At 69.0% G+C, this 25,742-nt stretch carries 27 protein-coding genes; 14 read left to right on the top strand and 13 right to left on the bottom strand.

Annotation, left to right across the window (positions count from 1 at the left end; translation table 11 throughout):
• Positions 1-1,626: an acyl-CoA carboxylase subunit beta gene (locus AC4JJG_RS00465; protein WP_495399477.1), complete on the bottom strand. Its 1,626-nt coding sequence runs from the start codon at positions 1,624-1,626 to the stop codon at positions 1-3.
• Positions 1,627-1,771: 145 nt separating this feature from the next.
• Here AC4JJG_RS00465 and AC4JJG_RS00460 point away from each other — a divergent pair, with 145 nt between their 5' ends.
• Positions 1,772-2,551, top strand: coding sequence for a biotin--[acetyl-CoA-carboxylase] ligase (locus tag AC4JJG_RS00460; RefSeq protein WP_495399478.1), 780 nt, complete (start codon positions 1,772-1,774; stop codon positions 2,549-2,551).
• Between the two features lie 58 nt (positions 2,552-2,609).
• On the opposite strand, the gene AC4JJG_RS00455 is transcribed toward AC4JJG_RS00460, so the two are convergent.
• Entirely contained in the window at positions 2,610-3,233 is a 624-nt protein-coding gene (locus AC4JJG_RS00455; protein ID WP_495399479.1) for a DUF6069 family protein, read from the bottom strand.
• An 83-nt stretch (positions 3,234-3,316) separates the two neighbouring features.
• Here AC4JJG_RS00455 and AC4JJG_RS00450 point away from each other — a divergent pair, with 83 nt between their 5' ends.
• From AC4JJG_RS00450 to AC4JJG_RS00440, 3 genes are read left to right on the top strand one after another with little or no spacing between them, the layout of a single operon-like run.
• On the top strand, positions 3,317-3,898 hold the full coding sequence (locus AC4JJG_RS00450) for a PH domain-containing protein (RefSeq protein WP_495399480.1): 582 nt from the start codon (positions 3,317-3,319) through the stop codon (positions 3,896-3,898).
• Positions 3,895-4,572, top strand: coding sequence for a response regulator transcription factor (locus tag AC4JJG_RS00445; RefSeq protein ID WP_495399481.1), 678 nt, complete (start codon positions 3,895-3,897; stop codon positions 4,570-4,572). Before AC4JJG_RS00450 ends, AC4JJG_RS00445 begins: the two co-directional genes overlap by 4 nt.
• A 16-nt stretch (positions 4,573-4,588) precedes the next feature.
• Positions 4,589-5,899 carry a sensor histidine kinase gene (locus AC4JJG_RS00440; RefSeq protein WP_495399482.1) on the top strand — a complete coding sequence of 437 codons (1,311 nt, stop codon included), beginning with the start codon at positions 4,589-4,591 and terminating at the stop codon, positions 5,897-5,899.
• On the opposite strand, the gene AC4JJG_RS00435 is transcribed toward AC4JJG_RS00440, so the two are convergent.
• Positions 5,871-6,410, bottom strand: a complete 540-nt coding sequence (locus tag AC4JJG_RS00435) for a GtrA family protein (protein WP_495399483.1) — start codon at positions 6,408-6,410, stop codon at positions 5,871-5,873. The two genes, AC4JJG_RS00440 and AC4JJG_RS00435, sit on opposite strands and share 29 nt — an antisense overlap.
• Before the next feature lie 78 nt (positions 6,411-6,488).
• Between AC4JJG_RS00435 and AC4JJG_RS00430 the strand changes: the two genes are divergently transcribed.
• On the top strand, positions 6,489-7,730 hold the full coding sequence (locus AC4JJG_RS00430; RefSeq protein ID WP_495399484.1) for a 5-(carboxyamino)imidazole ribonucleotide synthase: 1,242 nt from the start codon (positions 6,489-6,491) through the stop codon (positions 7,728-7,730).
• 182 nt (positions 7,731-7,912) lie between these two features.
• On the top strand, positions 7,913-8,413 hold the full coding sequence (purE, locus tag AC4JJG_RS00425; protein ID WP_495399647.1) for a 5-(carboxyamino)imidazole ribonucleotide mutase: 501 nt from the start codon (positions 7,913-7,915) through the stop codon (positions 8,411-8,413).
• Positions 8,414-8,429: 16 nt separating this feature from the next.
• On the opposite strand, the gene AC4JJG_RS00420 is transcribed toward purE, so the two are convergent.
• The 5 genes from AC4JJG_RS00420 to AC4JJG_RS00400 all read right to left on the bottom strand — a co-directional run bounded on the left by AC4JJG_RS00420 (position 8,430) and on the right by AC4JJG_RS00400 (position 13,194).
• Positions 8,430-9,245, bottom strand: a complete 816-nt coding sequence (locus tag AC4JJG_RS00420) for a dienelactone hydrolase family protein (RefSeq protein ID WP_495399485.1) — start codon at positions 9,243-9,245, stop codon at positions 8,430-8,432.
• Positions 9,246-9,252: 7 nt separating this feature from the next.
• The gene (locus AC4JJG_RS00415; protein WP_495399486.1) at positions 9,253-9,627 is read right to left on the bottom strand and encodes a nitroreductase family deazaflavin-dependent oxidoreductase; all 375 of its coding nucleotides are present in this window, start codon (positions 9,625-9,627) and stop codon (positions 9,253-9,255) included.
• Positions 9,624-10,331, bottom strand: a complete 708-nt coding sequence (locus AC4JJG_RS00410) for a YdcF family protein (RefSeq protein ID WP_495399487.1) — start codon at positions 10,329-10,331, stop codon at positions 9,624-9,626. Before AC4JJG_RS00410 ends, AC4JJG_RS00415 begins: the two co-directional genes overlap by 4 nt.
• A gap of 84 nt (positions 10,332-10,415) precedes the next feature.
• Positions 10,416-11,150, bottom strand: coding sequence for a TIGR03089 family protein (locus AC4JJG_RS00405; RefSeq protein WP_495399488.1), 735 nt, complete (start codon positions 11,148-11,150; stop codon positions 10,416-10,418).
• Positions 11,151-11,160: 10 nt separating this feature from the next.
• The gene (locus AC4JJG_RS00400) at positions 11,161-13,194 is read right to left on the bottom strand and encodes an LCP family protein (protein WP_495399489.1); all 2,034 of its coding nucleotides are present in this window, start codon (positions 13,192-13,194) and stop codon (positions 11,161-11,163) included.
• 236 nt (positions 13,195-13,430) lie between these two features.
• On the opposite strand from AC4JJG_RS00400, the gene rfbD reads away from it, so the two are divergent.
• The 3 genes from rfbD to manB are packed head-to-tail and all read left to right on the top strand — an operon-like array spanning position 13,431 to position 16,352.
• On the top strand, positions 13,431-14,336 hold the full coding sequence (gene rfbD, locus AC4JJG_RS00395; protein ID WP_495399490.1) for a dTDP-4-dehydrorhamnose reductase: 906 nt from the start codon (positions 13,431-13,433) through the stop codon (positions 14,334-14,336).
• Positions 14,337-14,385: 49 nt separating this feature from the next.
• Positions 14,386-15,288 (top strand): glycosyltransferase family 2 protein, encoded by a 903-nt coding sequence (locus AC4JJG_RS00390; protein ID WP_495399491.1) that lies wholly within the window; start codon positions 14,386-14,388, stop codon positions 15,286-15,288.
• The gene (gene manB, locus AC4JJG_RS00385; RefSeq protein ID WP_495399492.1) at positions 15,285-16,352 is read left to right on the top strand and encodes a mannose-1-phosphate guanylyltransferase; all 1,068 of its coding nucleotides are present in this window, start codon (positions 15,285-15,287) and stop codon (positions 16,350-16,352) included. The genes AC4JJG_RS00390 and manB overlap by 4 nt, the downstream gene beginning before the upstream one ends.
• Before the next feature lie 9 nt (positions 16,353-16,361).
• On the opposite strand, the gene AC4JJG_RS00380 is transcribed toward manB, so the two are convergent.
• Complete coding sequence (locus AC4JJG_RS00380; protein WP_495399493.1) at positions 16,362-17,027, bottom strand: O-methyltransferase; 666 nt, start codon at positions 17,025-17,027, stop codon at positions 16,362-16,364.
• Between the two features lie 319 nt (positions 17,028-17,346).
• Here AC4JJG_RS00380 and sigE point away from each other — a divergent pair, with 319 nt between their 5' ends.
• From sigE to tatB, 4 genes are all read left to right on the top strand, one after another.
• Positions 17,347-17,955 (top strand): RNA polymerase sigma factor SigE, encoded by a 609-nt coding sequence (sigE, locus tag AC4JJG_RS00375; protein ID WP_495399494.1) that lies wholly within the window; start codon positions 17,347-17,349, stop codon positions 17,953-17,955.
• Between the two features lie 109 nt (positions 17,956-18,064).
• Positions 18,065-18,562 (top strand): hypothetical protein, encoded by a 498-nt coding sequence (locus AC4JJG_RS00370; protein ID WP_495399495.1) that lies wholly within the window; start codon positions 18,065-18,067, stop codon positions 18,560-18,562.
• Positions 18,563-18,565: 3 nt separating this feature from the next.
• Positions 18,566-20,086: a S1C family serine protease gene (locus AC4JJG_RS00365; protein ID WP_495399496.1), complete on the top strand. Its 1,521-nt coding sequence runs from the start codon at positions 18,566-18,568 to the stop codon at positions 20,084-20,086.
• A gap of 29 nt (positions 20,087-20,115) precedes the next feature.
• The gene (gene tatB, locus AC4JJG_RS00360; protein ID WP_495399497.1) at positions 20,116-20,559 is read left to right on the top strand and encodes a Sec-independent protein translocase protein TatB; all 444 of its coding nucleotides are present in this window, start codon (positions 20,116-20,118) and stop codon (positions 20,557-20,559) included.
• 14 nt (positions 20,560-20,573) lie between these two features.
• On the opposite strand, the gene AC4JJG_RS00355 is transcribed toward tatB, so the two are convergent.
• The 4 genes from AC4JJG_RS00355 to AC4JJG_RS00340 all read right to left on the bottom strand — a co-directional run bounded on the left by AC4JJG_RS00355 (position 20,574) and on the right by AC4JJG_RS00340 (position 24,922).
• Positions 20,574-21,719, bottom strand: coding sequence for an Mrp/NBP35 family ATP-binding protein (locus AC4JJG_RS00355; RefSeq protein ID WP_495399498.1), 1,146 nt, complete (start codon positions 21,717-21,719; stop codon positions 20,574-20,576).
• A 29-nt stretch (positions 21,720-21,748) separates the two neighbouring features.
• Entirely contained in the window at positions 21,749-22,888 is a 1,140-nt protein-coding gene (locus AC4JJG_RS00350; RefSeq protein WP_495399499.1) for a lytic transglycosylase domain-containing protein, read from the bottom strand.
• A 199-nt stretch (positions 22,889-23,087) separates the two neighbouring features.
• Positions 23,088-23,633, bottom strand: coding sequence for a DUF1003 domain-containing protein (locus tag AC4JJG_RS00345; RefSeq protein WP_495399500.1), 546 nt, complete (start codon positions 23,631-23,633; stop codon positions 23,088-23,090).
• Complete coding sequence (locus AC4JJG_RS00340) at positions 23,630-24,922, bottom strand: magnesium transporter MgtE N-terminal domain-containing protein (RefSeq protein WP_495399501.1); 1,293 nt, start codon at positions 24,920-24,922, stop codon at positions 23,630-23,632. Before AC4JJG_RS00340 ends, AC4JJG_RS00345 begins: the two co-directional genes overlap by 4 nt.
• Before the next feature lie 87 nt (positions 24,923-25,009).
• On the opposite strand from AC4JJG_RS00340, the gene AC4JJG_RS00335 reads away from it, so the two are divergent.
• The gene (locus AC4JJG_RS00335) at positions 25,010-25,498 is read left to right on the top strand and encodes a YflT domain-containing protein (protein ID WP_495399502.1); all 489 of its coding nucleotides are present in this window, start codon (positions 25,010-25,012) and stop codon (positions 25,496-25,498) included.
• Positions 25,499-25,742 lie beyond the last annotated feature (244 nt).

Here is a 25,742-nt window from a genome sequence, read left to right as displayed (position 1 = left end):
TCACAGGGGGATGTTTCCGTGCTTCTTCGGCGGCAGGCTCACCATCTTGCGCTCGAGGAGACGCAGTGCGGTGGCGATCTGCCCGCGGGTGTGACTCGGCGGGATCACCGCGTCCACGTAGCCGCGTTCGGCGGCCACGTACGGGTTGACGAGGGTGTCCTCGTACTCCTGCTGCAACTCGAGGCGCAATGCGTCGACGTCCTCGCCGTTCTTCTCGGCCTCCTTGAGGCGGCCGCGATAGACGAAGCCGACGGCACCGGAGGCGCCCATGACGGCGATCTGGGCGGTGGGCCACGCCAGGTTCACGTCGGCGCCCATGTGCTTGGAACCCATGACGTCGTAGGCGCCGCCATAGGCCTTGCGGGTGATGACGGTGATCTTGCCGACGGTCGCCTCGCCGTACGCGTACAGCAGCTTGGCGCCGCGGCGGATGATGCCGTTGTACTCCTGCTCGGTGCCCGGCAGGAAGCCCGGCACGTCGACGAGCGTCACGATCGGCACGTTGAAAGCGTCGCAGGTGCGCACGAAGCGTGCGGCCTTCTCCGAGCCCTTGATGTCGAGGCAGCCCGCGAACTGGGTGGGCTGGTTGGCCACGATGCCCACGCTGCGTCCGTCGACCCGGCCGAAGCCGATGACCACGTTCGTCGCGTAGTCCGACTGCACCTCGAGGAACTCGTCGTCATCGAGGATGCGGCGGATGACCTCGTGCATGTCGTACGGCTGATTCGGGGAATCCGGGATCAGGGTGTCCAGTTCGAGATCCTCGTCGGTGAGGGTGTCCTCGATGGAGCCTGCGGCGGGCTGCGCGACCGGGAGACGCGGCGCCTCGGCGCGGTTGTTGCTGGGCAGGTAGCTCAGCAGCTCCTTGACGTACTCGAGCGCGTCCTCCTCGTCGGAGGCGACGTAATGCGCGGTGCCGGACTTCGCCATGTGGGTGTGGGCGCCGCCCAGTTCCTCCATGGTCACCTCTTCGCCGGTGACCGTCTTGATGACGTCGGGGCCGGTGATGAACATCTGGCTGGTCTGGTCGACCATCACCACGAAGTCGGTGAGTGCCGGGGAGTAGACGTGTCCGCCCGCGGCGGCACCGAGGATCAGCGAGATCTGCGGGATCACGCCGGAGGCGCGGACGTTGCGGTGGAAGATCTCGCCGTAGAGACCGAGGGAGACCACGCCCTCCTGGATGCGGGCGCCCGCACCGTCGTTGATGCCGATGAGGGGACGGCCGGTCTTGACCGCGAGATCCATGACCTTGACGATCTTCTCGCCGTAGACCTCGCCGAGGCTGCCGCCGAAGACCGTCGAGTCCTGGCTGAAGACGCAGACCTCGCGACCGTCGATGGTGCCGTAGCCGGTCACCACGCCGTCGCCGGTGGGACGACGGTCGCCCAGGCCGAAGTTGGTGCTGCGGTGCTTGGCGAGCGCGTCCAGTTCGACGAACGAACCCTCGTCGAGCAGGTGGGTGATCCGCTCGCGCGCGGTCAGCTTGCCCTTCTCGTGGGTTTTGTCGACGGCCGCCTGCCCGACCGGATGGCGTGCCTCGTCCAGCCGGTTGCGCAGGTCGGCGAGCTTGCCCGCCGTGGTGTGGATGTCGGGGGCGTCGTCGTCGCGCGAAGCAGTGGTCATGACCAACGATGCTAACGACCCGGGTGTGAGCCACGTCAACCGGATCAACGTGAGATATCCCTCAGGTTTCCGAGCGATCGGTCGGGAGGTGCGGTGATCGGGCCCACCACCGGCGGGAAGTGCTGGTCGCAGTAGCGTCGATGCCATGACCATCGATGCCGACCAACTGCGCGGCCGCCTGTCCGGAACCGGGTGGACCAGCGTCGAGACGGTGGCCGCCACCGGCTCGACGAACGCGGATCTCGTCGCCCGGGCCGGCTCCGAGAACATCGGGGGCACCGTCCGGATCACCACCGAACAGACCGCGGGCCGCGGCAGACATGCCCGTGCCTGGACCGCTCCGGCCGGCGGTCAGCTGGCCATCTCTGCCGCCGTCGACGTGGGCGAGGACACCGAATACCTGGGCTGGCTGTCGCTGATCGCCGGGATGGCCGCGGTGACCGCGATCCGCGAGGTGACGGGGCTGGCGTCGGGACTGAAGTGGCCGAATGACGTGCTGATCGACGGCCGTAAGGTCGCCGGCATCCTGTCCGAGTACACGCGGGGGACGTCCGGCGGTGTGGTGATCATCGGGACGGGCCTCAACACCGACATGACGGCCGACCAGTTGCCGGTGCCCACGGCCACCTCGGTCGCGATCGCCTCCGGCCGTCCGGCACCGACGACCGATCTCGCCGCCGCGTACCTCGCGGAACTCGGCGGGCTGCTGCGGCGCTGGCCGCACGACGTCGCCGCACTGTCGGACGCGTACCGCGACGTGAGCGACACCATCGGCAGGCGAGTACGTCTCGTGCTCCCGGGTGACGACGAGGTGACCGGGATCGCGAGGGACGTCGACCCGCACGGACGCATCGTGGTCGACGCCGACGGGACCGAGATCGTCGCGGCCGCGGCCGACGTCACCCACCTGCGGCCCGTCGACTGACCGTCGGACCGCGTAAGAAACCCCGCAGTCTGGAACCCCGTGGTCAGGAACCCCGCGGTCAGGAACGCTGAATGCTCTTCTGCCCCATGGCCGGGATGAGTATCAGGATCGGTACACCGATCACCAGATGCAGCACCGCCGTCGCGATGCCGACCGAGACCTCCGCGGACAGGATCAGCGGGATCACCGCGGCCGCCACGACGAGCAGGCCGACGATCCAGCGGAAGAACTGATTGGGCGAGGGTGTCACCATCTGCAGCACGTACCAGAGGGCGCCCGCGGCCAGCGCGCACAGGAATCCGACCACCGCGAACCAGATCTCGTCGCGGGCCACCGGATTCCAGACCCCGAACTTTCCGGCCTCGTTGACGCGTTCCACGATGGCCCGGATGATCCACGCGATCAGCCAGGCCGCCAGACCCGTCACCACGCCGGTCATCACCACGCCACCGACGAACAGGGTCGGATTGACGTTGGGACCCAGCTTGGGGCGGTTGGGCCGTGCCGGTTTCTGCTCCGAGTACGCCGTGTACGGCTCGTCGGCGTAGGAGTGCTCTGCGTACGGTTGGGACTGGCTGTAGGCGTCCGATTGTCCGTACGACCCCCGCGGGCCATAGGACTCCGACTCGGGGAGCCGAGCGGTCCGCGGGTCATAGGGGTCGCGTGGGTCGCGGTAGCTCATGCCGGGCAGTCTACCGATCGGCCGTGCCGACGCGGTGCTCTCCGACGGCGTCGGTACCTGTTCACGTGGATAGACTTGCCCGCATGGCGTACCCACGGGAGAACCTCGCGCCGGGTGAGGTGGTCATGCTCCACCGGCACCCGCACTGGAAACGGTTGCTCCGGCCGTTCCTGATCTTCCTCGTGGTGACCGGGATCGCCGGGGTCCTGGCCGGACTGACGACCGCGTCGTCGGTGTCGTCGACCACCACGACCGTGCTGCTGATCGTCATCGGCGTGTTCTGGGCCCTGGGATTCATCTGGTACTTCATCGTGCCGCTCGTGTCGTGGAAGACCACGCACTTCGTCCTCACCGACCGGCGTGTCATCTTCCGCAACGGCATCATCACCCGCTCCGGCATCGACATCCCGATCCGCCGCATCAACACCGTCGAGTTCCGGCACGGCCCGATCGACCGGATGTTGCGCACCGGCACCCTGATCATCGAGTCGGCCGCCGAGGAACCGCTGTCCTTCGACGACATACCGCGCGTCGAGCGGGTGCACGCGATGCTCTACCACGAGGTACTGGCCGTCGACGACGAGGACGCCGGCCTGGCCGGCCATCGAACGATGGACGGCCGGACGGCCGACGACCGTCGCGACGCCGAGGGGGCCGGACGGTGACCGAGGTCCTGCTGGCCGAGGACGACTCCGCGATCGCGGAGCCGCTGGCCCGCGCCCTGATTCGCGAGGGCTATGGCTGTGAGGTCGTCACCGACGGTTCCGCCGCTCTGGACGCGGCACAGGACAGCCGCTTCGAACTGCTGATCCTGGACCTGGGTCTGCCGAAGATCGACGGACTCGAGGTGTGCCGCCGTCTGCGATCGGAGCGGCCGCAACTCGCGGTGCTGATGCTGACGGCGCGCACCGACGAGGTCGACTTCGTCGTGGGCCTCGACGCGGGAGCCGACGACTACGTCGGCAAACCGTTCCGCCTGGCCGAACTGCTGGCGCGGGTGCGGGCGTTGCTGCGGCGGCGTCAGGTCACCGACGACGCGGTGCTCGACGGCGGTGACATCCAGCTCGACGCCCGCGGGCGCCGGGTCCTGGTCAACGGTGCCGATCTGGTGCTGGCCAACCGGGAGTTCGACCTGCTGCGATTCCTCATGGAGCGTGCCGGTCAGGTGACGAGCCGCGACGAGATCCTGACCGAGGTCTGGGGCTCGGCCGACCTCCGCTCGTCGAAGACCCTGGACATGCACATCTCATGGTTGCGCCGGAAGATCGGTGACGATCAATACGCGCGGCCACGTCACATCGTCACCGTGCGTGGCGTCGGCTTCCGCTTCGATCCCTGATCCCCGCCGACTCCGCATGCGTCGCAGAATCCTGAACACGATGATCGCCATGCTGGTGGCGGTCGGCCTCCTACTGGGCGTGCCGCTGAGCGTCATCGCCTCGTGGTGGGTCTCCGACAACGCGCATCAGAATCTCGACGCGCGCCTCAAACTGATCTCCGCCCAGCTGCTGCGGCAGGAGGGGGACACCGGGCGGATCGAGGTCGGTGCCCTCGACGTCGAGGCCTTCCGGCTGCTGATCCCCGAGGACGGCCGTCTCACCCTGCGATATCCGGGCGCCGACGGGTCCGAGCGGGAAACGGTGATCGGTGCCCACATCCCGGGCGCGCGGATGTCGGATGCGATCGGACTGGGCAACGCCGGGTCGCTGGTGATCGAGATCCCGATGTCGCAGGTCCGCAACGACCAGCTGATCGCGGTCGGCATCGTGATCCTGGTGATCGCCGGATCGATCGCCACCGGGACCGTCGCGGCGGCGGTGACCGCCGGACGTATCGCGGATCCGGTCATCGATCTGGCCGGCCGCGCCGCGGCGATGGCCCGGGGCGACTTCCGCTCCGAGTGGAAGTCCTACGGCATCAGCGAGCTGGACCGGATGTCACGCGCCCTGGGAGATGCGAACGCCGAGATCGCGTTGCGGCTCGAGCGGGAGGGCGAGATCGTCGGCGACGTCTCCCATCAGTTGCGCAGTCGGCTCACCGCGATCCAGCTACGCCTCGACGAACTGTCCCTGCACCACGATCCGGCGGTGGTGGCCGAGGCCGAGGCCGGCCTGGACCAGGTGGAACGGCTCTCGCGTGAACTCGACGACATGGTCGCCGCCGCCCGCGACGACGCCACCGCCCCCGACATCATCGACGTCACCGCGCTCGTCACCACGCTGATGGGCGACTTCCGCGCGGCCTTCGCCGCCGCGGGCCGCGGCATCGAGGCCGGATTCGAGGGCCGGACCACCGCGATCAGCGCGCACCCCGGGAGGCTGCGTGAGGCGCTGAGCGTCCTCATCGACAACGCGCTGCAGCACGGTGCGGGGACCGCCCGCATCCACGTCGACGATCTGCCGTCGGGCGACATGCTGCGGATCAGCGTCGCCGACGAGGGCGCGGGCGTGGCCGACGACCTCGTCGGCATGATCTTCCGGCGCGGATTCTCCGCCGGCCGCGGCAACGGGGTCGGACTGTCGCTGGCCCGCGCGCTCATCGAGGCCGACGGGGGACGGCTCGAGCTGACGATGCGCCGCCCACCGGTCTTCACCATCGTGGTGCCCGCGGAGTCCGATCGCGATCCGGCGCCGTCGGTCAGGCGTGACCGAGTTCCTCATCGTTGAGTTCCTCGGGGTCGGCCTGCTTGTCCCGGCTCTGATCCTCGGGGAACGCGAACTTCCGCAGCGCCCAGAACCGGAACGCCATCTGCAGGATGTTGCCGATGATGAATCCGAGGATGAAGTCGACCACCGCGAGTTCCAGGCCGGTCAGATTCGACCGCAGGTCGAAGATGTTGTTCCCGACGAAGAGCGGTGCGGCGGCGAGCAGCACACCCACCCCGCTGATCGCGAAGAACAGCAGGGCCTCGTGGTGTCGTTCGCGCCCGCCGCGATTCTTGAATGCCCACTCGCGGTTGAGGACATAGCTCAGGATGGTCGCGAGTGTCGCCGAGATGACACGGGCCACCGTGGGCTTCTCCGGCAGCACCGTGAGGGTCAGGAGGTAGTAGACCGCGGAGTCGAAGACGAAGGTCGTACCACCGACGAGAGCGAACTTGATCAGCTCGTGGTGCCGCAGTGCGAGCCGACGAACCGGCTCGGGCAGTCGAGCGACGAGCTCGTCGATAAAGGGCACAAGGGTCAAGTGTACGAAACAAAACCCGGCGGTAACTTGCCCGGGCGGTCATGCGGATTCACGGTGGTGCGTGCCACCATGAGTCGCGTGACTTCCAGCCAGCCTTCGCGGTCGCTGCGCGCGATGCCCACCGTCACCATGATCGGTGGTGGCCAACTCGCCCGGATGACCCATCAGGCCGCCATCGCATTGGGGCAGTGCCTGCGTGTTCTCGCGGCCGATCCCGGGGATCCGGCGGCCCAGGTCAGTGCCGACGTGGTGCTCGGCTCCCATGAGGACTTCGACGCACTGCGCGGCGCGGCGGCCGGGGCGAGCGCCCTGACCTTCGATCACGAGGGTGTGCCGCTGGAGCATCTGCGCGCACTCGAGGCCGACGGCGTGCCGGTCCGCCCGCCGTCGGCGGCCCTGCATTTCGCCCAGGACAAGCTGGCGATGCGGATCCGTCTGGCCGAGTTGGGGTTGCCCATCCCGGACTTCGCCGACCTCACCGGCGAGCGTGCACAGGCCCGCGAACGGCTGATCGAGTTCGGTGGGGCCCATGACTGGGAGATCGTCCTCAAGGCGGTGCGCGGCGGTTACGACGGCCGTGGCGTGTGGTTGCTGGACGATCAGGACACGGCGCTGGAGGTTTTCGACGAGCAGCACGACGCCGGTGTCGATCTGATCGCCGAGCAGAAGGTCGACATGCGCCGCGAACTATCGGCGATGGTGGCGCGGTCACCCTTCGGTCAGGGCGGTGCCTGGCCGGTGGTCGAGACCGTGCAGCGCAACGGCCAATGTGCGGTGGTGATCGCTCCCGCGCCGGATCTCGACGACGAGATCGCCGAACAGGCGCAGCAGATGGCGCTCCGGTTGGCGGCGGAACTCGGGGTGGTCGGTGTGATGGCGATGGAACTGTTCGAGACCGCCGACGGCGGGTTGCTGGTGAACGAATTGGCGATGCGGCCGCACAACAGCGGTCACTGGACCATGGACGGTGCGGTGACCTCGCAGTTCGAGCAGCACCTGCGCGCGGTGCTGGATTATCCGCTCGGTGAGACGACGCCCCGCGCACCGGTCACCGTGATGGCGAACATCCTCGGGGCCGAGACCGCGCCGGCGATGTCAATGGACGAGCGGTTGCATCATCTGATGGCCCGCATGCCGGAGGCGAAGGTGCATCTGTACGGTAAGGGCGAACGACCCGATCGCAAGATCGGGCACGTGAACATTGTTGGTACGGATGCTGATTCGTTCGCCGACGTCCGGGAGCGCGCCGAACGCGCGGCCCACTGGATGTCGGCGGGCGAGTGGACCGATGGATGGGATGTGCACGCATGAGCGAACCCGGTGACGCCACAAAGGATTCCGCCCCGGACCCGGCACCGACCGACTCCGACGTGACGAACGCGACGGCCGACGACAGCGGCCAGGCGTCCGCGGATGCGCCGGAATCCGTTGTCGAGGAATGCATCACCGAGGAGTTCGCACCCATCGCGCCTGCCGCGTCGGACAACGAACCGGTGCGGCCCCGGGTGGGTCTGATCATGGGCAGCGATTCCGACTGGCCCACGATGGAGGCCGCCGCCGAGGCGCTCGCCGAGTTCGGGGTCGGGTTCGAGGTCGGCGTGATCTCCGCCCACCGCACCCCGCAGCGGATGCTCGACTACGCCTCCGGCGCGGCGCGTCGCGGGATCTCGGTGATCATCGCGGGTGCCGGCGGTGCGGCGCACCTTCCGGGCATGGTCGCGTCCGCGACGTCCCTGCCGGTGATCGGTGTGCCGGTACAGCTCCGCACCCTGGACGGTCTCGATTCGCTGCTCTCCATCGTGCAGATGCCCGCGGGTGTTCCGGTGGCCACGGTGTCGATCGGTGGTGCCCGCAACGCCGGACTCCTCGCCGTCCGCATCCTGTCCACCTCGGACCCCGCCCTGCGTGCGCGGATGGAGGACTTCCAGCGCGGCCTGGAGGAGATGGTCCTCGAGAAGGATGCCGCGCTCCGTCAGAAATTGCTGGGCGAGTAGCGCTCTCGGAGACGGCTCACGTCAGCAACCGGGCGGCCAGGAAGTCGAGTACCTGTTCCCGCGCATCGTGGGTGGGTTCACCGGGGCTGTCGATGAGGTGTTCGGTGAGCACGGAATGCGGCGGTATCCAGGAATCGGGGTCGGCGGCCGAGTCGGGGAGTTCGACGGCCAGGAACGCGTCGCCGAGTTGCTCGCGCAGATAGTCGAACCGCGCGCCCGGCACCAGCCGGTCGCCCTCGAAACGCAACCCCATCACCTGCAGTCCGGCCGCGCACCGTGCCCGCACCCGGGCGAGATCGGCGGGCGAGAGATCAATGGACCGGGCGCCGATGCCGAGCGGCCGGATCGGCATCGACGGTTGGGACATCACGGGGGCGAGGAGCCGGTCGTCGGTGGCCATGGCGAGCGCGAAGCCGCCGGTGAAACACATGCCGACGGCGCCGACGCCGGGTCCGCCGCAGCGCTCGTGCTCCTGTGCGGCCAGGCCGCGCAGCCAATCGGCGACCGGTGAGGTGCGTCCGGTGGCGAGGGCGGTGAACTCACGGCTGATGCACGCGCGTGCCAGCGTGCCGATCATGCCGGCGGCGGCTCTCGGCAGCCCGTGGGCCGCCGGGGTCGGATCCCGGCCGTCCACTCCGAACAGTGACGGCATCACCGCGGTCATACCCCGCCGCGCCACCGTGCGCGCGAATCCGGCGACCGTGGGGGAGATACCGGGCATCTCGGCCAGCACCACCACCGCGGGTCCGGTGCCCTGACGATAGACGCGGCGGCGCACACCGCCGATCATCACGTCGACGGCGTCGAAATCGTCGAGCGGGTCGTCGGCCATCGGTCGATCAGTCCTTCTCGATCGTTCCGACGAGAACCCAGTCGAAGAACCGCGCGAACAGGCGTGCCCCGCGTACGACGTCGGGGGAGTCGGCCGGGATCACCCGCGGACGGACCACCCGGTAGTGGCGTGACCTGCGTATCAGGCCAAAGTTACCGGCCGCCAGCACATTACGCACCCAGTCGGTGTCGCGGCCGTACGTCAGGACGATGGATATCCGATCACCGTCCACCCACGCGAGTACCGGAATCGAGTACTGCTTCCCGGATTTTCGGCCGCGGTGTTCGATCATCGCCCAGGGGGCCAGACGCGGGGCCCACTGCCGCTGGACCGGATTGGTCACCACTTTGTTGATGCGGGCCACCGCCGCGGGGATCTTCATGATCCGCTCGAACCGAAGGAGCCGGAACCGGAACTGGACCCGCCGGGGGCCGCCGCACCGTCGGTGTAGCCGGAGATCACGCCCGCGATCGGTATCGACCCGCGCACCGAGGTGCGGAAGTTGAGCATCGCGCGCTTCACGTGGGTCGGGCTGCTCACCACCACCGCGCCGCTGGCCCGGCCCGCGGCCAGCATCTGTGCGGTGTAGCGCGCGTTCTCCACCGTGGTGCGCGACCGGTTCTCGGTGGCGATCCGTCGCGGCGAGATCCCGTGTCCGATCAGCCATTTCCGCATGGCCTGGGCTTCGGTGTGGCCACCGCGGGGCAATCCGCCGGTGGTGATGATGCCCGCGATCGGGAAGGTCCGGCCGAGCGACAGTGCCGCCCGGAGACGTTCGACCAGAACAGGTTTCATCGTGCCGTCCCGGTTCAGCCCTGCACCCAGCACGACGATCCGGGTGCCGATCGGATTGAGCCGCAACATGAGCGGGACTTCGGGGGTCAGCCGCTCCTGATCCGTGCACCATTTGATGGCCTGCGGAATCGGGGTCTGGCAGCCGCCGACCGTGGACAGCACGCCGTTGATCACGGTGGTCGGCGAGGCCTGCGCGGGTGCGGTGCCCGGCAGGGCGGCAGGGGCGACCGCGGCGGCAAGACTCAGCGCGCCGGCACACAGCAGTCGGCCGGCCCGATTTCTGTTATGCATGCAGCCCACCGTTACACAGGAGCGTTCCTGGGACCAGAAGCTCCCGATTTGTCGGATCCGGGGTTCGGGCGTTTCGGACGACCGCTATCGGAGCCGGAGTGTCACCCGTTCTGACGACACGAGATCGTCGATGCGCTGGTCGTCGGCGTGCGTCACGGCGACCAGCGACGCACCGACGGCCAGGGGCGCGAGGAGATTCGCGACGATGCCGGGCGTGTCGTGCCACGGTCGGGTGGACAGGACACGCTGCCCAGCGGTGATGCCCGCGTCCTCCGCCGCCCGCCGTGCGTCGGCGACGACCTGGGCGGCGGTCGCGCCGTCGAGGGCAGGGCCGTCGTAGGCGCCCCGCGGACGGAACTGGTCGCCGTGCACGCGGACGGCGGATGCGAAATCGGTGACGCCGACGGGGAGATCGCGCACGCCGAGTGCGAACGGGTCCAGGGACGCGACGAGCAGTTCGTCGGCGTCGGGATGATCGTCGACGCGGTCCGCGGCGGTGATCACCGCGATCGGGTCGTCCCCGTCCGGTGCGGAACCGGCCGTTCGGACGCCCACTCCCGACCACCAGACGCCCAGCAGGATCGCCGCCGTCTGCCAGTGCTCGGGCAGATCGACGACGATCTCGTCGCCGGGTGCGGCGCCCAGTTCGTCGATCACGAAATTCGCGGTCTTCGCGGCCCAGTTGCCGAGAGTCGCCGCCGACAGTTCGGTCCGCTCACCTGATTCGTGGTCGTAATAGGTGAGCATCGGCAGTGACCAGTCGGACACCGCGCCGAAGACGGCATCGGTGACCGACGTCGTCGGTGCGGAAGGCGACATCGGTTCTCCCTCAGTTGACGCAGGTGGGCCCGGAGCTGCCCGCGGTCACCGGTGCGCGGTTGCTGCCGGTCCGCTCGCTCTGCGGTGTGCTGTCGGCCTGTGTGCCGGTGTCGGCGATGGAGCCGGGCCCCTCGTAGGTGTTGGTCAGCACGGCGCGGAGGTGATTCTCGGGTAGCGAGCTGTCCACCTTCACCGGCAGGCCGCCGAGGTCCTTGGCCAACTGCTTGGCGCCCGCGTCGTCGGAGTGCGCGTAGACCGCCGAATCACGGTCGTCGGTCGGATTGCTGGACGTCTTGCCGCCCTGGAAACCCTTGTTGGTCAAGATGTTCGACACGTTGCTCGCCAATCCGTCGACGGTGCCCGCGTTCGTGACGTCCACCGTGTAATCGGCCCGCTCCGCGCCGTCGGCGTTCTTCTTGTCGGTCAGCAGCGCGTCGGTGTAGGCGTGCACCTGCTTCGGGTCGACCTGCACCACGCTCTGCTGGCCGTCGTCGCTCCAGCCCTGTTCGGTGACGACCGGGATGGTCGAGAACTTCACCCGGCCGCCGGTCAGGTCCTTGAGCTGTTCGGCGAAGTTCACGATGTCCCAGTTGTCGTCGATGACGATGGACCGCGAGACCGCCTCCTGGATGTCGGAGAGCTTCCCCGGGTCGGTGAGCATCTTCGCCGACAGCATCTTCTGGGCGAGTGACGCCATGAACACCTGCTGGCGGGTGATGCGATCGAGATCGCCGCGGGGCAGTCCGTGCCGCTGGCGGACGAAACTCAGGGCCTTCGGTCCGTTCAGGGTCTGCCGGCCGGCGCGGAATCGGGCACCCGAGAACGGTTCGTTCACCGGCGCCTTCAGACAGACGTCCACGCCGCCGACCGCGTTGGTGAGCAGGACGAAGCCGAGGAGTCCGACCTCCGCGTAGTGATCGACCTGCACGCCGGTCAGACTCGCGACGGTGTCGACGAGCGCCTTCCGGCCCGCCTGCACGCCGTCCTTCTCCGCCTTCCCGGCGTCGGTGCCCGCCTCGACCTCGCGTTTGCGGACCCCCTCCTTGGTGGTGCCGTACGCGGCGTTGATCTTCGACTTGCCGATGCCCGGGACGTCGACGTAGGAGTCACGCGGAATGGAGATCGCGGTCGCCGACGACCCGTCGTTGGGGATGCGGACCAGCAGGATCGTGTCGGTGTTGGTAGCGACCTCCTCACCCGACCGCAACATACGCAACTCCTTGGCCGACAACGGGTTTCCCTTGGCGTCGGTGCGTGAGTCGGTGCCCACGAGGAGGATGTCGACGGCGCCGTCGTCGGCTCCGCCCAGGTCGAGTCCGCCGAGCTGGGTGATGGTGCTCTTCAGGTCGGCGACGCTGTTGTACGCGTAGCCCGTGCACACGAGTACGGCCACGGACAGGAAGGCGATGAGTCCGCGGCCGATTCCGGACCGCGAGGTGAGTACGCGGCGGCCGATGCCGGAACGCGCGCCTGAGGGCGCCGCGACGCCGGCCGCCGGACCGTCGGTGCCCGCGGCATCGGGCATGCGGGTATCGGGGCGTGCCGGACGTGGTGCACCGTCGGGCGCGGGACGGGGACGAGGACGCGGACCGTCACCGCCGGCGCGTGGACGCCGGGCGTCGGTCTCGTCGGGACGTGGCCGACGTCGGGCGTCCGGCGGCGGGCGCCTGCGGCGGTTCTGCGCGGGACGGGGTGCGCCCTCGCCGCGGGGTCGTTCGCCGTCGGCGGGCGGCGGCCTGCGCCTGCGTGGTGGGGGCGGTGCGTCGTCGCCGCGGCCGCGGGTGTGGATCTCGCCGGAGGAGCGGCGGGTCGCGGCCGGGCCGTCGGACGGCGGCGGGCCGCTGCGGCGGCGCGGACGACCGTCCCGGGGCGGAATCGAGGTGGATTCCGCGCGGTCCGGTGATTCCGGTGGACGCGGGCGCCTGCGGGGACGTGCGGCCGGATCGCCCGGCGCCGGTCTGCGGGGACGTGAGGGGCCTCCGCGGGCCTCGCCTTTGCGCGCGGGACCACCAGGACGTCCGCGGGCACCATCGGGTCGAGACACGGGCGAGTCGTCACCTTTCTGAGTCGAGCATCGGGCCGTCGGGCATCGGGCCGTCGAGCATGGGCCGGAACGCGGGCGACCTCCACATGATGTGACGTGTGGTGCTGCCGTTGTTCAAGTTGTAAACGGGTCTGGTGGTTCAGTTCTGACGCAAGGCTACTGAAGTGAACCGAAAATTCGGGAGCGCAACGCCGTCGGTTGCCGAGACTCGTATCACCGTGCGGCACCATGGGGGCGTGAACGCGACCGCTTACCTCATCGGAGCCGCCGGCCAAGTGGGCCGCGCCCTGCTGTCCCGTCCTGCGGCCATGGCCGGCACGCGGGCCCTGACGTCCTCCGACATCGACATCACCGACCCCGACTCGGTGCGCCACGCACTCGCCGGACTCCGGGCGGGCGATGTCGTCATCAACTGTGCGGCCTACACGAATGTCGATGCGGCCGAGTCCGATGCCGACCGTGCGATGGCGGTCAACCGGGACGGCCCGGAGAACCTGGCGCGCGCCACCGCCTCCGCGCACGCGCAACTCATCCACGTGTCCACCGACTACGTCTTCTCCGGTGCCGCCGCCGGTGACGACGCCGACGGTCGCGATCGCGGGACGGGATACGAACCGGACGAGGTGACCGGCACGCCCGCGACCGTGTACGGCGCCACCAAACTCGCGGGGGAGCGAGCGGTTCTGGCGGCCGATCCGCGGGCCGCGATCGTCCGCACGGCATGGGTGTACACGGGCGGACCCGACGACCGTGACTTCGTCGGCACGATGCGCAGGCTGGAGCGCGACCGCCCGCATGTCGACGTCGTCGACGATCAGACGGGGTCGCCGACCTACGCGCCCGATCTGGCCGACGGCCTCTGGGAACTCGCCCGCCGTCCCGACGCGGTCTCCGGTGCCGTGGTGCACGCCACCAACGCCGGTGCGACGACCTGGTTCGAGGTCGCCCGGGCGGTCTTCGGCGAGGTGGGTGCCGACGTCGACCGGGTACGGCCCTGCACGACCGCGGATTTTCCCCGGCCTGCGCCGCGACCTGCGTTTTCGGTGCTGTCCGGTGCGTCGTGGGCCGCCGCCGGTCTCACGCCGCTGCGGCCCTGGCGGGAGGCGCTGCACGAGGCCGTCGCGGGCGGCGACCGACCGTAGACACTCGCCGGTGACCGGTCGGCCACCCGCCGTTGGTTACCCTGACCCGGTGACTGCTCAGCTTGCCGTGGTGACGGTGACGTATTCGTCGGGGAAGTATCTGACGACGTTTCTGCAGAGCCTCGCGACCGCGACGACCCTGTCCGACGTGCAGGTGGTGATCGCCGACAACGGATCCACCGACGGGGCGCCCGAGGCCGCCGCCCGTGACCACGACAACGTGACGCTCGTCCGGTCCGGCGGCAACATCGGGTACGGCGGTGGCATCAACCGCGCGGTCGCCGAGGTCGATCCGGCCGTCGAGTTCGTGGTGGTCGCCAATCCCGATGTGGAATGGCGACCGGGTTCGCTCGACGAACTGCTCGCCGCTGCGCGGCGCTGGCCGCGTGCCGGCTCGCTGGGGCCGTTGATCCGGGAACCCGACGGCTCGGTGTATCCCTCGGCGCGGCAGGTCCCGGATCTGGTGTCCGGCGCCGGACACGCCGTGTTCGGCACGATCTGGAAGAACAATCCGTGGACGGCCCACTATCTCGCGGACAAGGCCGAGCCCAGCGAACGGCAGGTCGGCTGGTTGTCGGGTTCGTGCCTGCTCCTGCGACGGGCGGCCTTCGACGCGATCGACGGATTCGATTCCCGGTATTTCATGTACATGGAGGACGTGGACCTCGGCGACCGACTCGGACGAGCGGGCTGGCTCAATGTCTACGTGCCCACCTCCGAGATCGTGCACACCAAAGGCCATGCGGCCGGGCGCAATCCGGAGAAGATGCTGCCGGCCCACCATCGCAGTGCCTATCGATTCCAGGCGGACCGCAATCCGGGTCTGCTGCGCGCCCCGCTGCGACTCGCACTGCGCGCGGGACTGGCGGTACGGTCCCGGCTCGCCGTGCTCGCCGCACGGCGCGCGTCGGACCACCAGGATGCGACGGACCATGAGAGAGGAACCCCGTGAACGTTCAAGCCGTGGTGCTGGTCGGCGGCAAGGGCACGCGGTTGCGCCCGCTGACGCTGTCGGCCCCGAAACCGATGTTGCCGACGGCCGGGGTGCCGTTCCTGACGCACCTGCTGTCGCGTATCCGCGCGGCCGGGATCACCGAGGTGATCCTCGGGACCTCCTTCCAGGCGCATGTCTTCGAGGAGTATTACGGCGACGGGTCCAAGCTCGACCTGAAACTGACCTACGTGACCGAGACCGAACCTCTCGGTACCGGCGGCGGCATCCGCAATGTGCTCGACGAACTGACAGCCGACACCATCTTGGTGTTCAACGGAGACGTGTTGGGCGGCACCGACGTTCGCGAGGTCCTCGACACCCATGAGCGCAGCGGCGCCGACGTCACCATGCATCTGGTGCGGGTGGGGGATCCGCGGGCCTTCGGATGCGTGCCGACCGATGACGACGGCCGGGTCACCGCCTTCCTGGAGAAGACCCAGGATCCGCCCACCGACCAGATCAATGCGGGCACCTATGTCTTCCGGCGGTCGGTCATCGAGGAGATCCCGGCGGGCCGCCCCGTCTCGGTGGAACGGGAGGTGTTCCCGCGACTGCTCGCCGAGGGCAGGCACATCCAGGCGCACATCGACGCGGCCTACTGGCGGGACATGGGTACGCCCGAGGACTTCGTGCGCGGTTCGGCCGACCTCGTCCGCGGTATCGCGCCGTCGCCGGCCCTCGGCGATCGCCACGGCGAGTTCCTCGTCCACGAGGGTGCCGGGGTCGCTCCCGGAGCGGTGCTGATCGGTGGCACGGTGGTCGGCCGTGGTGCCGAGGTGGGGCCGCGGGCGCGGCTCGACGGCGCGGTGATCTTCGACGGCGCGGTCATCGAGGCGGGTGCGGTGGTGGAGCGCAGCATCGTCGGTTTCGGTGCGCGTCTCGGTCCGCGGGCACTGATCCGCGACACGGTCGTCGGTGACGGCGCGGACATCGGCGCACGGTGCGAACTGCTTCGGGGTGCACGCGTGTGGCCCGGGGTTCAGTTGCCCGACAACGGGATTCGATTCTCCACCGACGTCTGACCGTCGGGGTCAGACCGCTTTCGCGGCGGCCAGCACCCCCGTGCCGAGCGGGATCATCACCGGGAGCAACTGCTCGTCGTCGGCGATCAGGAGCGCCGCCTCACGGGCGGCGACCGCCGTCGGGTCGGTGCGCTCCGGATCGGCGACCGCGCCGTCGGCGGTCGCGTTGTGGACGACGATGACCCCGCCCGGACGCAACATCCGGATGCCCTCGCGCACATGCTGCGGATGGTCGATGAGCGGCCCGTCGACGAAGACCAGATCGTAGGAGTCGTCGGAGAGGCGGGGGAGGACCTCGCGCGGCCGCCCGTTGATGAGTCGCGTGCGTCCCGGTGCGATGTCCGCACCCGCGAAGGACTGGCGAGCCGCACGGTGATGTTCGGGTTCCGGGTCGATCGTGGTGAGGATGCCGTCCTCGGCCATGCCGTTGAGCAGCCACAGTGCGCTCACACCCGCACCGGTGCCGATCTCGACCACCGCCTTGGCCTGACAGGCGCGGGCGAGCAGGGCGAGCAGTGCGCCCACCGCGGGCGACACGGCGGCCGCACCCAGTTCGTCGGCGCGGGCCCGCGCCGACGCCAGAGCGTCGTCCTCGACGATCGCGGATTCGGCGTAATCGATGAGCGCGGTCTTCTCGGACGCGGCCGTGCGGGACTCCCCGGTTGAATCGGTCACCCCCTGAGGTTATGTCCCCCGGCCTCCCGTGCGCGCCCGCCCCGCCCAATCCGGTGCCCGGAGTCCGCGGACCGTCCGACGACCTGCGCGAAGGCCCAGGTCAGAGCCGTGGTGCCGGTGGTGCGTGGAATCGGTTGACTTCCTCAGTGAAACCTCAGGTCGTTCATACGGCGGCCACACCACGATGCGAGAGGGTCTATACATGCGCAGCAGCGGGCCGGGGGGCCGGAATAGCCGGGATGAATCCGGGGTTCACGAGTACGAAGACCAGTCGCACGGCAGGGCTTCATCCGACCAAGAAGGGAACTGGCCACACACGATGACCGATCCTCAGGGGTCTGCCGACCAGCTGACCGGGACCGCCGGATTCGATGCCACCGGAGACAACACCCTCATGCCGTCCTGGGATGAGCTCGTTCGTGAGCATGCCGACCGCGTGTATCGGCTGGCCTACCGGCTGTCGGGCAATCAGCACGACGCCGAGGACCTGACCCAGGAGACCTTCATCCGGGTGTTCCGCTCGCTGTCGAACTACCGGCCGGGCACCTTCGAGGGATGGCTGCACCGCATCACCACGAACCTCTTCCTGGACATGGTGCGTCGCCGCAACAAGATCCGCATGGAAGCGCTGCCCGAGGAATACGACCGGGTCCCCGGCGACACTCCCGACCCGCAGCAGATCTTCCACGACGCCAATCTCGATCCGGCCCTGCAGGAAGCGCTCGACGGTCTGCACCCGGAATTCCGTGCCGCCGTCGTCCTCTGTGACATCGAGGGACTGTCCTACGAGGAGATCGCGACGACCCTGGGCGTCAAGCTGGGCACCGTCCGCAGCCGCATCCATCGTGGCCGTCAGGCCATCCGCGATCACCTGCAGGCGAAGGGCCACACCGACAGCCGTTCGGTGGCCGTCGGCGCCGACGCCTGATCCTCCACACCCGGACGGGAACCCGGACCGCCACGACGTCGTTGTGCATTCGGATGGGTAGTCTGGGAAGCCGATCATCCGGCAATTGTGGAAGGGGTGAGTGTTCGACATGGAGCCGAATCACGGTCGTCCCGGTTGGGGCCGCGCCGCCGAACCGTCAGCTGTCCCCGGGGCCGGGAGTCTGCGCCGCCGGCGCCGCTCCGCCTGGAATCCGGCCACCTGGTCGCCGGTCACCACGTCGTTCGCCCCGAATCGGAATTACCGCGCGCCCGGCACCCCCGGTGGCCGCCGGTTCGCACCGACCGAACACCTCGCCGCCGAGGCCATCGCCGCGTTCGTCGACGGCGAGCTGCGGATGACGGCGCACGGCCGCGCCGTCGAACACCTCGCCGTCTGCCCCGAATGCATGAATGCCGTCGACGCCCAGATGGCCACGCGCGCACGACTGCGTGACTCGGGGTCGGTCAGTCTGCCCGCGGGTCTGCTCGGTGCGCTCAGCAACATCCCCACGCAGGAGATCGATCTCGCCGCGACGGACCGTCTGCGGACCTGGCCGTTGTCGCAGGGCACCACGCGCGACCGGATGATGCGACGCCGGGGCCGCTGACTCGTGAACAACGGATATCCCGACTCACACCCCTCCGACTCGAGCGCCTGGAACTCTCGGTCGTCCGCGCCGCCGCCGTCCGCCGATTCCGGCGACAACCCGCGTCGTCACGCACCGATCTCCCGGGAGACCGCCGCGGTATTCGGCCGTCCCGACGGGGTGACCGGCTCGTTCGCGGGCTCGACGGGTTCCGCCGATCGGCCGCCCGCCCCGGAGATCGCGGCCCCCGACCCGGTGCTCGCGGAGGCCTTCGGACGTCCTGTGGGCAGCTCGGAGACGTTGCAGCGTGATCCGCTGGCCACCTACGGACAGCCCGACGACGAGATCAGGCCCGAGGATCCGTGGCGTGATCCGGAGAGCATGGCGCGCCTGGAGGGGCCTGCGCTCGCCGAGCCGACGCGGCCGACGCCCACCGAGGCGGGCCCGAAACTCGGCATCACCGACGTCCTGCTCGGTCGCCGGGTGCGCTGGTACGCCCTGGCCACGCTGGCGATGGTCGCCCTCGCCATCGGTCTGGTCGGTGGTCTCCTCGGACGTTGGACCGCCGAGGTCGTGTCCCCGCTGAACTCGGATTCGGTGCAGCTCGCCACCGGCGACAAGGACTCCGACGGCTCGTCGAAGTCGCCGGTCGCGCAGGTTGCCCGCGCGGTGGAGAAGTCGGTCGTGGCGATCGACGTCCGCACCGCCAGCGCGGTGGCCACCGGCTCCGGCTTCATCATCGACAAGAACGGCTACATCACCACCAACAACCACGTGATCTCGATGGCCGCGAACGATCGCAGCGCGAAACTCGAGGTGGTCTTCTTCGACCGGAAGCGGGTGCCCGCACGGGTCGTCGGCCGCGACCCGAAGACCGATCTCGCGGTGCTGAAGGTCGACAACGTCGACAACCTCACCGTGTCGGACATCGGTAACTCCGACAATCTGCAGATCGGTGAAGAGGTCATCGCCTTCGGTTCGCCGCTGGGTCTCGACCGCACGGTCACCAGCGGCATCGTGAGCGCGCTGAACCGGCCGGTGCCCCTGCGGCCGGACGCGGAGTCCGACACCGACGCGGTCATCGACGCCATTCAGACCGACGCCGCGATCAACCCGGGCAACTCCGGTGGACCACTCGTCAACGACAAGGCGCAGGTGGTCGGAATCAACACGGCCGGTCTCGTGCCGGGGGGCGGTTCGATCGGTCTCGGCTTCGCCATTCCGATCAATCAGGTGGTCCCCATCGCGCAGGCGCTCATCCGGGACGGCAAGGTCAATCATCCGCAGATCGGTGTGAACGCCGCATCGGTACGCAACGATCGTGTGCTCGGTGCCGCGGTCCGCAACGTCGCGGCCAACTCGCCCGCGTCGCGCGCGGGGTTGCGCGAGAACGACGTCATCACCTCGTTCAACGGCCGCACGATCGAGAGCGCCGACGAATTGACGGTCGCGGTGCGGACGGCGAAAATCAACGAGCCGGTGAAGTTCAGTTACTGGCGTGGCGGCCGCACGTTCGACGGGTCGATGACCCCGGCGAGTGACTAGCCGGGCCGAGCGGCAGATGGAGTGGATGGATGTTCAGCAGCGTCGGCTGGGGTGAACTCCTGGTCCTGCTCGCCGCGGGTCTGATCATCCTCGGGCCGGAGCGGCTGCCGGGCGCGATGGCCTGGACCATGAAGTCGGTGCGGCAGGTCCGCGATTACGCCACCGGGGCCACCGATCAGCTCAAGGGCGAATTGGGTTCGGACTTCGAGGATCTCCGCAAACCGCTGTCACAGCTGAACGAACTGCGTGGGATGACACCGCGGGCGGTCGTCACCAAGCATCTGCTCGACGGCGACGACTCGCTCTTCCGGACCGGTCAGGCCGCCCGCGATGCACTGTCGATCGATGATTCGGCCGGTCCGTTCGTGAAACCGGTGTCGGATCCGGTGCCCGAGCCGCCGCGCGAGACCGCGCCCGCCCCGGAGCCGGGCGCACCCCGACGGCACGGCGTCGGCGACTGGGACGCCACCTGACGCGGTAACCGCGATCAGTCGCGGCGCGAGGTGTCGATTCCGAGGCTCATGCCCGCGAGGCCGCGTTTGCGCACGGCGAGCTTCTCCGCGATGGCGCGCAACGCCGCACCCGATGCGGAATCCGGTGCGGACAGCACCACCGGGGTGCCTGCGTCGCCGCCCTCCCGGAGTTCCTGCTCCAGGGGCACCTGCCCGAGAAGTTCGACCGGGGCGCCGACGGCGCGGCTGAGTCGTTCGGCGACCTGTTCGCCACCACCGGAACCGAACGGTTCCATCCGCGAGCCGTCCGGCAATTCCATCCACGACATGTTCTCGACGACGCCGAGCACCTTCTGCCGTGTCTGCAGCGCGATGGCGCCTGCGCGTTCGGCCACCTCGGCGGCCGCCTGCTGGGGCGTGGTGACCACGAGGATCTCGGCGCCCGGGATGAGCTGGGCGATGGAGATCGCGACGTCACCGGTGCCCGGTGGCAGGTCGAGGAGCAGCACGTCGAGGTCACCCCAGTAGACGTCGGCGAGGAACTGCTGCAGCGCGCGGTGCAGCATCGGTCCACGCCAGGTGACCGGCGTGTTGCCGTCGGTGAACTGGCCGATCGAGATGAACTTCACGCCATGGTTGGCCGGCGGCATGATCATGCGGTCGACCTGAGTCGGCTTGGCGTCGCTGCCGAGCATGCGGGGCACCGAGTGGCCGTAGATGTCGGCGTCGAGAACACCGACCGACATGCCGCGTGCGGCGAGCGCGGTCGCCAGGTTCACGGTCACGCTGGACTTGCCGACGCCGCCCTTGCCGGACGCGACCGCGTACACGCGGGTGAGGTTCCCGGGCTGTGCGAAGGGGATGACCGGTTCGGCGGCATCGCCGCGGAGCTTCTTGCGCAGTTCGGTGCGCTGCTCGTCGTCCATCACATCGAGCGTGACGCCGACGGCGCCGACGCCGGGCACGTCGGCCGCGGCCTTCTCGACCCGCTGGGTGATCTCGGTGCGCAGCGGGCAGCCGGAGGTCGTCAGGTACACGACGATGTCGACGGCCGAGTCGTCATGGATGTCGATCGATTTCACCATGCCGAGCTCGGTGATGGGTTTGCCGATCTCCGGGTCGTTGACCTTGCTCAGGGCAGCGCGGATCGCGGATTCGGTGGGCACAACTCCGGTAGTCACATATCCACTCTAGGTGGATGCGGCGACGATCATCGAGGCGGGAGTACGGCGCCCGGCCGGGCACCGGGTGCAGCGGCACCGGGGGCCTTCGGTGATGCGGGTGCGGTTCGCTTCGCCCCGGGTGCGTCCGGCTTGCGGGGCTCGGCGCCGGGTGGCGGTGCCGGCGCGGGCAGCAGGTTGGGCGGCAGCAGATCCGGCGGCAGGCACAGGTTGCCCAGGCAGGTCGGTGGCGGGGGCGGCGTGGTCGTCGAGGGGGCCGACGGTGTGGTCGACTCGGACGGATCCTTCTCGCCGGGCTTCTTCGGCTTCGGCGACGGCTTCTTCGACGACTCCGCGGGCTTGTGCTTCATCTCGGGGATGCCCTGCGTCGGCATCACGCCGGTGGCGTAGGCCGCCGCCCATCCGAGTACGTTCGACACGTACTCCATCGAATGGTTGTAGCGGAAGACCGCGGCCACCTTGTTGTTGCCGGCCATGATGTCGGTGACACCCGAGCAGAGGTAGCGGCCGGCCGAATACGTGGCGTCGAAGACGTTCTGCGGATCGGCCTTTCCGTCACCGTTGGCGTCCGACCCCCAGGCGGCCCAGGTGCCCGGGATGAACTGCATGGGACCCATCGCACGCGCGTGGCCCGCGCCGTGCCGGATCACCTCGTTGCCGGGCAGCGACCCGTCGAGGGTCGGTCCGAGGATCGGGTTGATGGTGTTGCCGTACTGGTCGAGCGAACCGTTGCTCGCATGACCCGATTCGATGCGGCCGATGCCGGCGAGCAGGAACCACGGGAGTTTGCAGGGCGACTCCGCGGAGACCCGGTTGGCGGCCAGCTTGTACGCCTGCAGCACGACTCCGGGAATGCCGAGCGGCCCGCTCGGCAGACCGCCCATGACCCGGAACTGGGGCAGCGCCTCGGTCTCGGCGAGCTTGGGCGGGGGAGCGAACCCGCGCAGCGGGGTCTGCTCGGCATCCACGATGCCCGCGGCCTCGATCCGGACGGACGGATTGTCGGTGGCGGTGGGGGCGGGCAGGCCGGTCGCGTCGTGCGCGCTCGACGTGGCGACGCCGAAGACCAAGGCTCCGACGAGGAGGCCACCGGCGCCGACGGACAGTGCGCGGCGGGGCAGACGGGAGCGGCGCGGGCCATGGCTGCGCCGGAGGATCGCGGGACTCACCGTGCGTGGTCCGATCCTGTCGCACTGTTCGCGATCACGTTGTCACACCTGTACATACCTTGCCCCCGGGCGCCTGTTTCGGAGCTGCTCGGCCACTGTGATGATCCGAGTCCGACGATGTGACCCACCATACATATGGGACGTTCGCTCCAGTACACGAACCCGACTTTTCTACGCCACAGTGGATGAGCGATGCAGGTCAGTTGCCGTTCGGTCGCGCGTCCGATTGCGGTTCGTCGTCGCCGATGGGCTTGTCCAGGTCGGGCCGTGCGGTGAGGCGTTCAGTGAGTTCCTCGAGCAGGTCGTCGAGTTCTTTGCGCAGGTAGTCGCGGCTGACGGTGTCGCCGACCGCCAGCCGCACCGCGGCCAGTTCGCGGGCCAGGAACTCGGTGTCGGCCTTGGTCTGCGCGGCCCGGCTCCGGTCCTCGTCGAGCGAGATGCGGTCCCGGTTCTCCTGCCGGTTCTGCGCCAGCAGGATCAGAGGTGCCGCATATGCCGCCTGTGTGGAGAACGCCAGATTCAGAAGAATGAACGGGTACGGATCCCAGCGCAGGTTCCAGACGATCAGGTTGAGAATGATCCAGACGATGACGAAGACCGTCTGGAAGGCGAGGTAGCGGCCGGTGCCGAGGAAACGCGCGACGCGTTCGGCATAGACGCCGACGATGTCGGAGTCCATGTTGAACGAGATGCGCCGACGGACCTGCGGTGTGTCCAGCTTGCGGCCACCGGGTTCCGCGCTCATGCGCCTGCCTCCGCGGTGTCGTCGTCGGGTTCGGTCTCGCGCCAGTCGCGGGGCAGCATCTCGTCGAGGAGGTCGTCCACGCTGACCGCGCCGAGCAGGTGCTGTTCGTCGTCGACCACCGGCCCGCACACCAGGTTGTAGGTCGCGAAGTACCGCGTGACCGCTTCCAGGGATTCCTCCGGGCGCAGTACGGGCAGGTCGCTGTCGAGGATGCCGCCGACGATGTTTGCCGGGGGCTCGCGCAGCAGCGCCTGCAGGTGAACACAGCCGAGGTATTTGCCGGTGGGGGTGGAGGTGGGCGGCCGCACGACGAAGACCAGACTGGCCGCCGCCGGGGTGACCTCCGGGTCACGTACGCGCGCAAGGGTTTCGGCGACGGTGGTGGATGCGGTGACGATGATCGGCTCCGGTGTCATCATGCCGCCCGCGGTATCCGGGAGGTGGGTGAGCAGGCGGCGCACGGGCTCGGAGTCCTCCGGATCCATGCGTGCCAGAAAGGATTCCGCTTCGGCGTCGGGTAGCTCGCCCAGCAGGTCGGCGGCGTCGTCGGGGTCCATGGCCTCGAGTACGTCGACCGCGCGTCCGACGTCGAGCTGGGCGAGCAGATCGGTCTGGTCGTCGGGCGGGAGCTCCTGCAGCACGTCGGCGAGACGTTCGTCGTCGAATGCCGCGGCGATCTGGTCGCGGCGCCGGGCGGACATCTCGCGCAGCGCGATCGCGACGTCGGCGGGGCGCATCCCCTCGAACTCGCTCAATGCCTGTGCAACGCCCTGATCCGGTAGCTCCAGCGAGGTCGGTGTCAGTCCGCGCACGGTGTGCCACTCGACGACGAAGGTCTCGCTGCGCCGTCGGAAACCCTTGCGGCCGAGGCGAACCGCGACCCGCGACACGACCCAGTCGCGAGTTCGAGTGCGTTCGATGCCGAGATCGGCGACCGTCAGCTCCACGTTCTCGAGCTGGGGCAGATCCGGATCGTCGACGCGCACGCGTGAACCGAGGACCTGACCGATCGCCAGGGCCTCGCCCGGGCGCAGATGTAGTCGACGCAGATTGACCGAACCGGTGTTGAGGGTGACCGCCTGGGGCTCGATGGCGGTGACCCGCAGCATCGGGACGAAAATGCGCCGCCGCGTGGTGAGTTCCACCGCGAGCCCCAGTACCCGGGGTTGCTGGCCGCTCGTCCGGATGGCGATCACCGCGTCGCCGACGCGTCCGATGGACTCGCCGTCGGGTCCCAGTACGGCCAATCCGGCCAATCTGGCCACAAATACCTTGTTGACCGACGCCATGGGAGTAAGGGTAATGGCAAGCTTGTCGGGGAGTGCGCAGGCGTCGTCGTCCGCGGTGACCGCCTGCTGTCAACGATGGAGGAAGCAATGACCAACCCGATGAATCAGGGACGGCAGGCCCCGGGGCTGCCGACGCCGCCGAAGGGCTGGCCGATCGGTTCCTACGGCACCTACGCCGAGGCCCAGCGAGCCGTCGACTATCTCTCCGACGAGAACTTCACCGTGCAGGACGTGACGATCGTCGGCGTCGACCTCATGCAGGTCGAACGCGTCATCGGACGTCTCACCTGGGGCAAGGTGATCGGCGGCGGCATCGTCTCCGGTGCCTGGCTCGGTGTGTTCATCGGCCTGCTCGTGATGCTCGTGGTGTCCGGTCTGGGGATCGCACCGCTGGTCATCGGCATCGTCGGTGGCGTCATCTTCGGTCTCATCTCGGCGGTCGTGCCGTACGCGGCGACACGCGGACAACGCGATTTCGCCTCGACGATGCAGTTGGTCGCGGGACGCTACGACGTGCTGTGTGATCCGCGCAGCGCAGAGCGGGCCCGTGACCTGCTGGCCAAGCTCGTCGTCTGACGCCGCAACGGGTAGGTCACGATTGGGCACGAACTGGCACGCCCATGCCGAATGTGTTGCGTGTCACGATCGGGGGCAGATATAACCTTACGCAGCGGACGCAGGAGTCACCTGTGGAGTGGCTGCGCCGCGACGACTTCGAGGAGGCTGCGTGAGGTTCCGGTCCGGCAGTTCCCAACCCGACCAAAACCGTGATCGGGCAACAGTTTTCGGTCGGGCGGGCCAGACCCGCGGTGGCCGGGCG

Source organism: Gordonia sp. B8661-1 (assembly GCF_059427765.1).
This window is presented reverse-complemented; position numbering and strand designations above follow the sequence as displayed.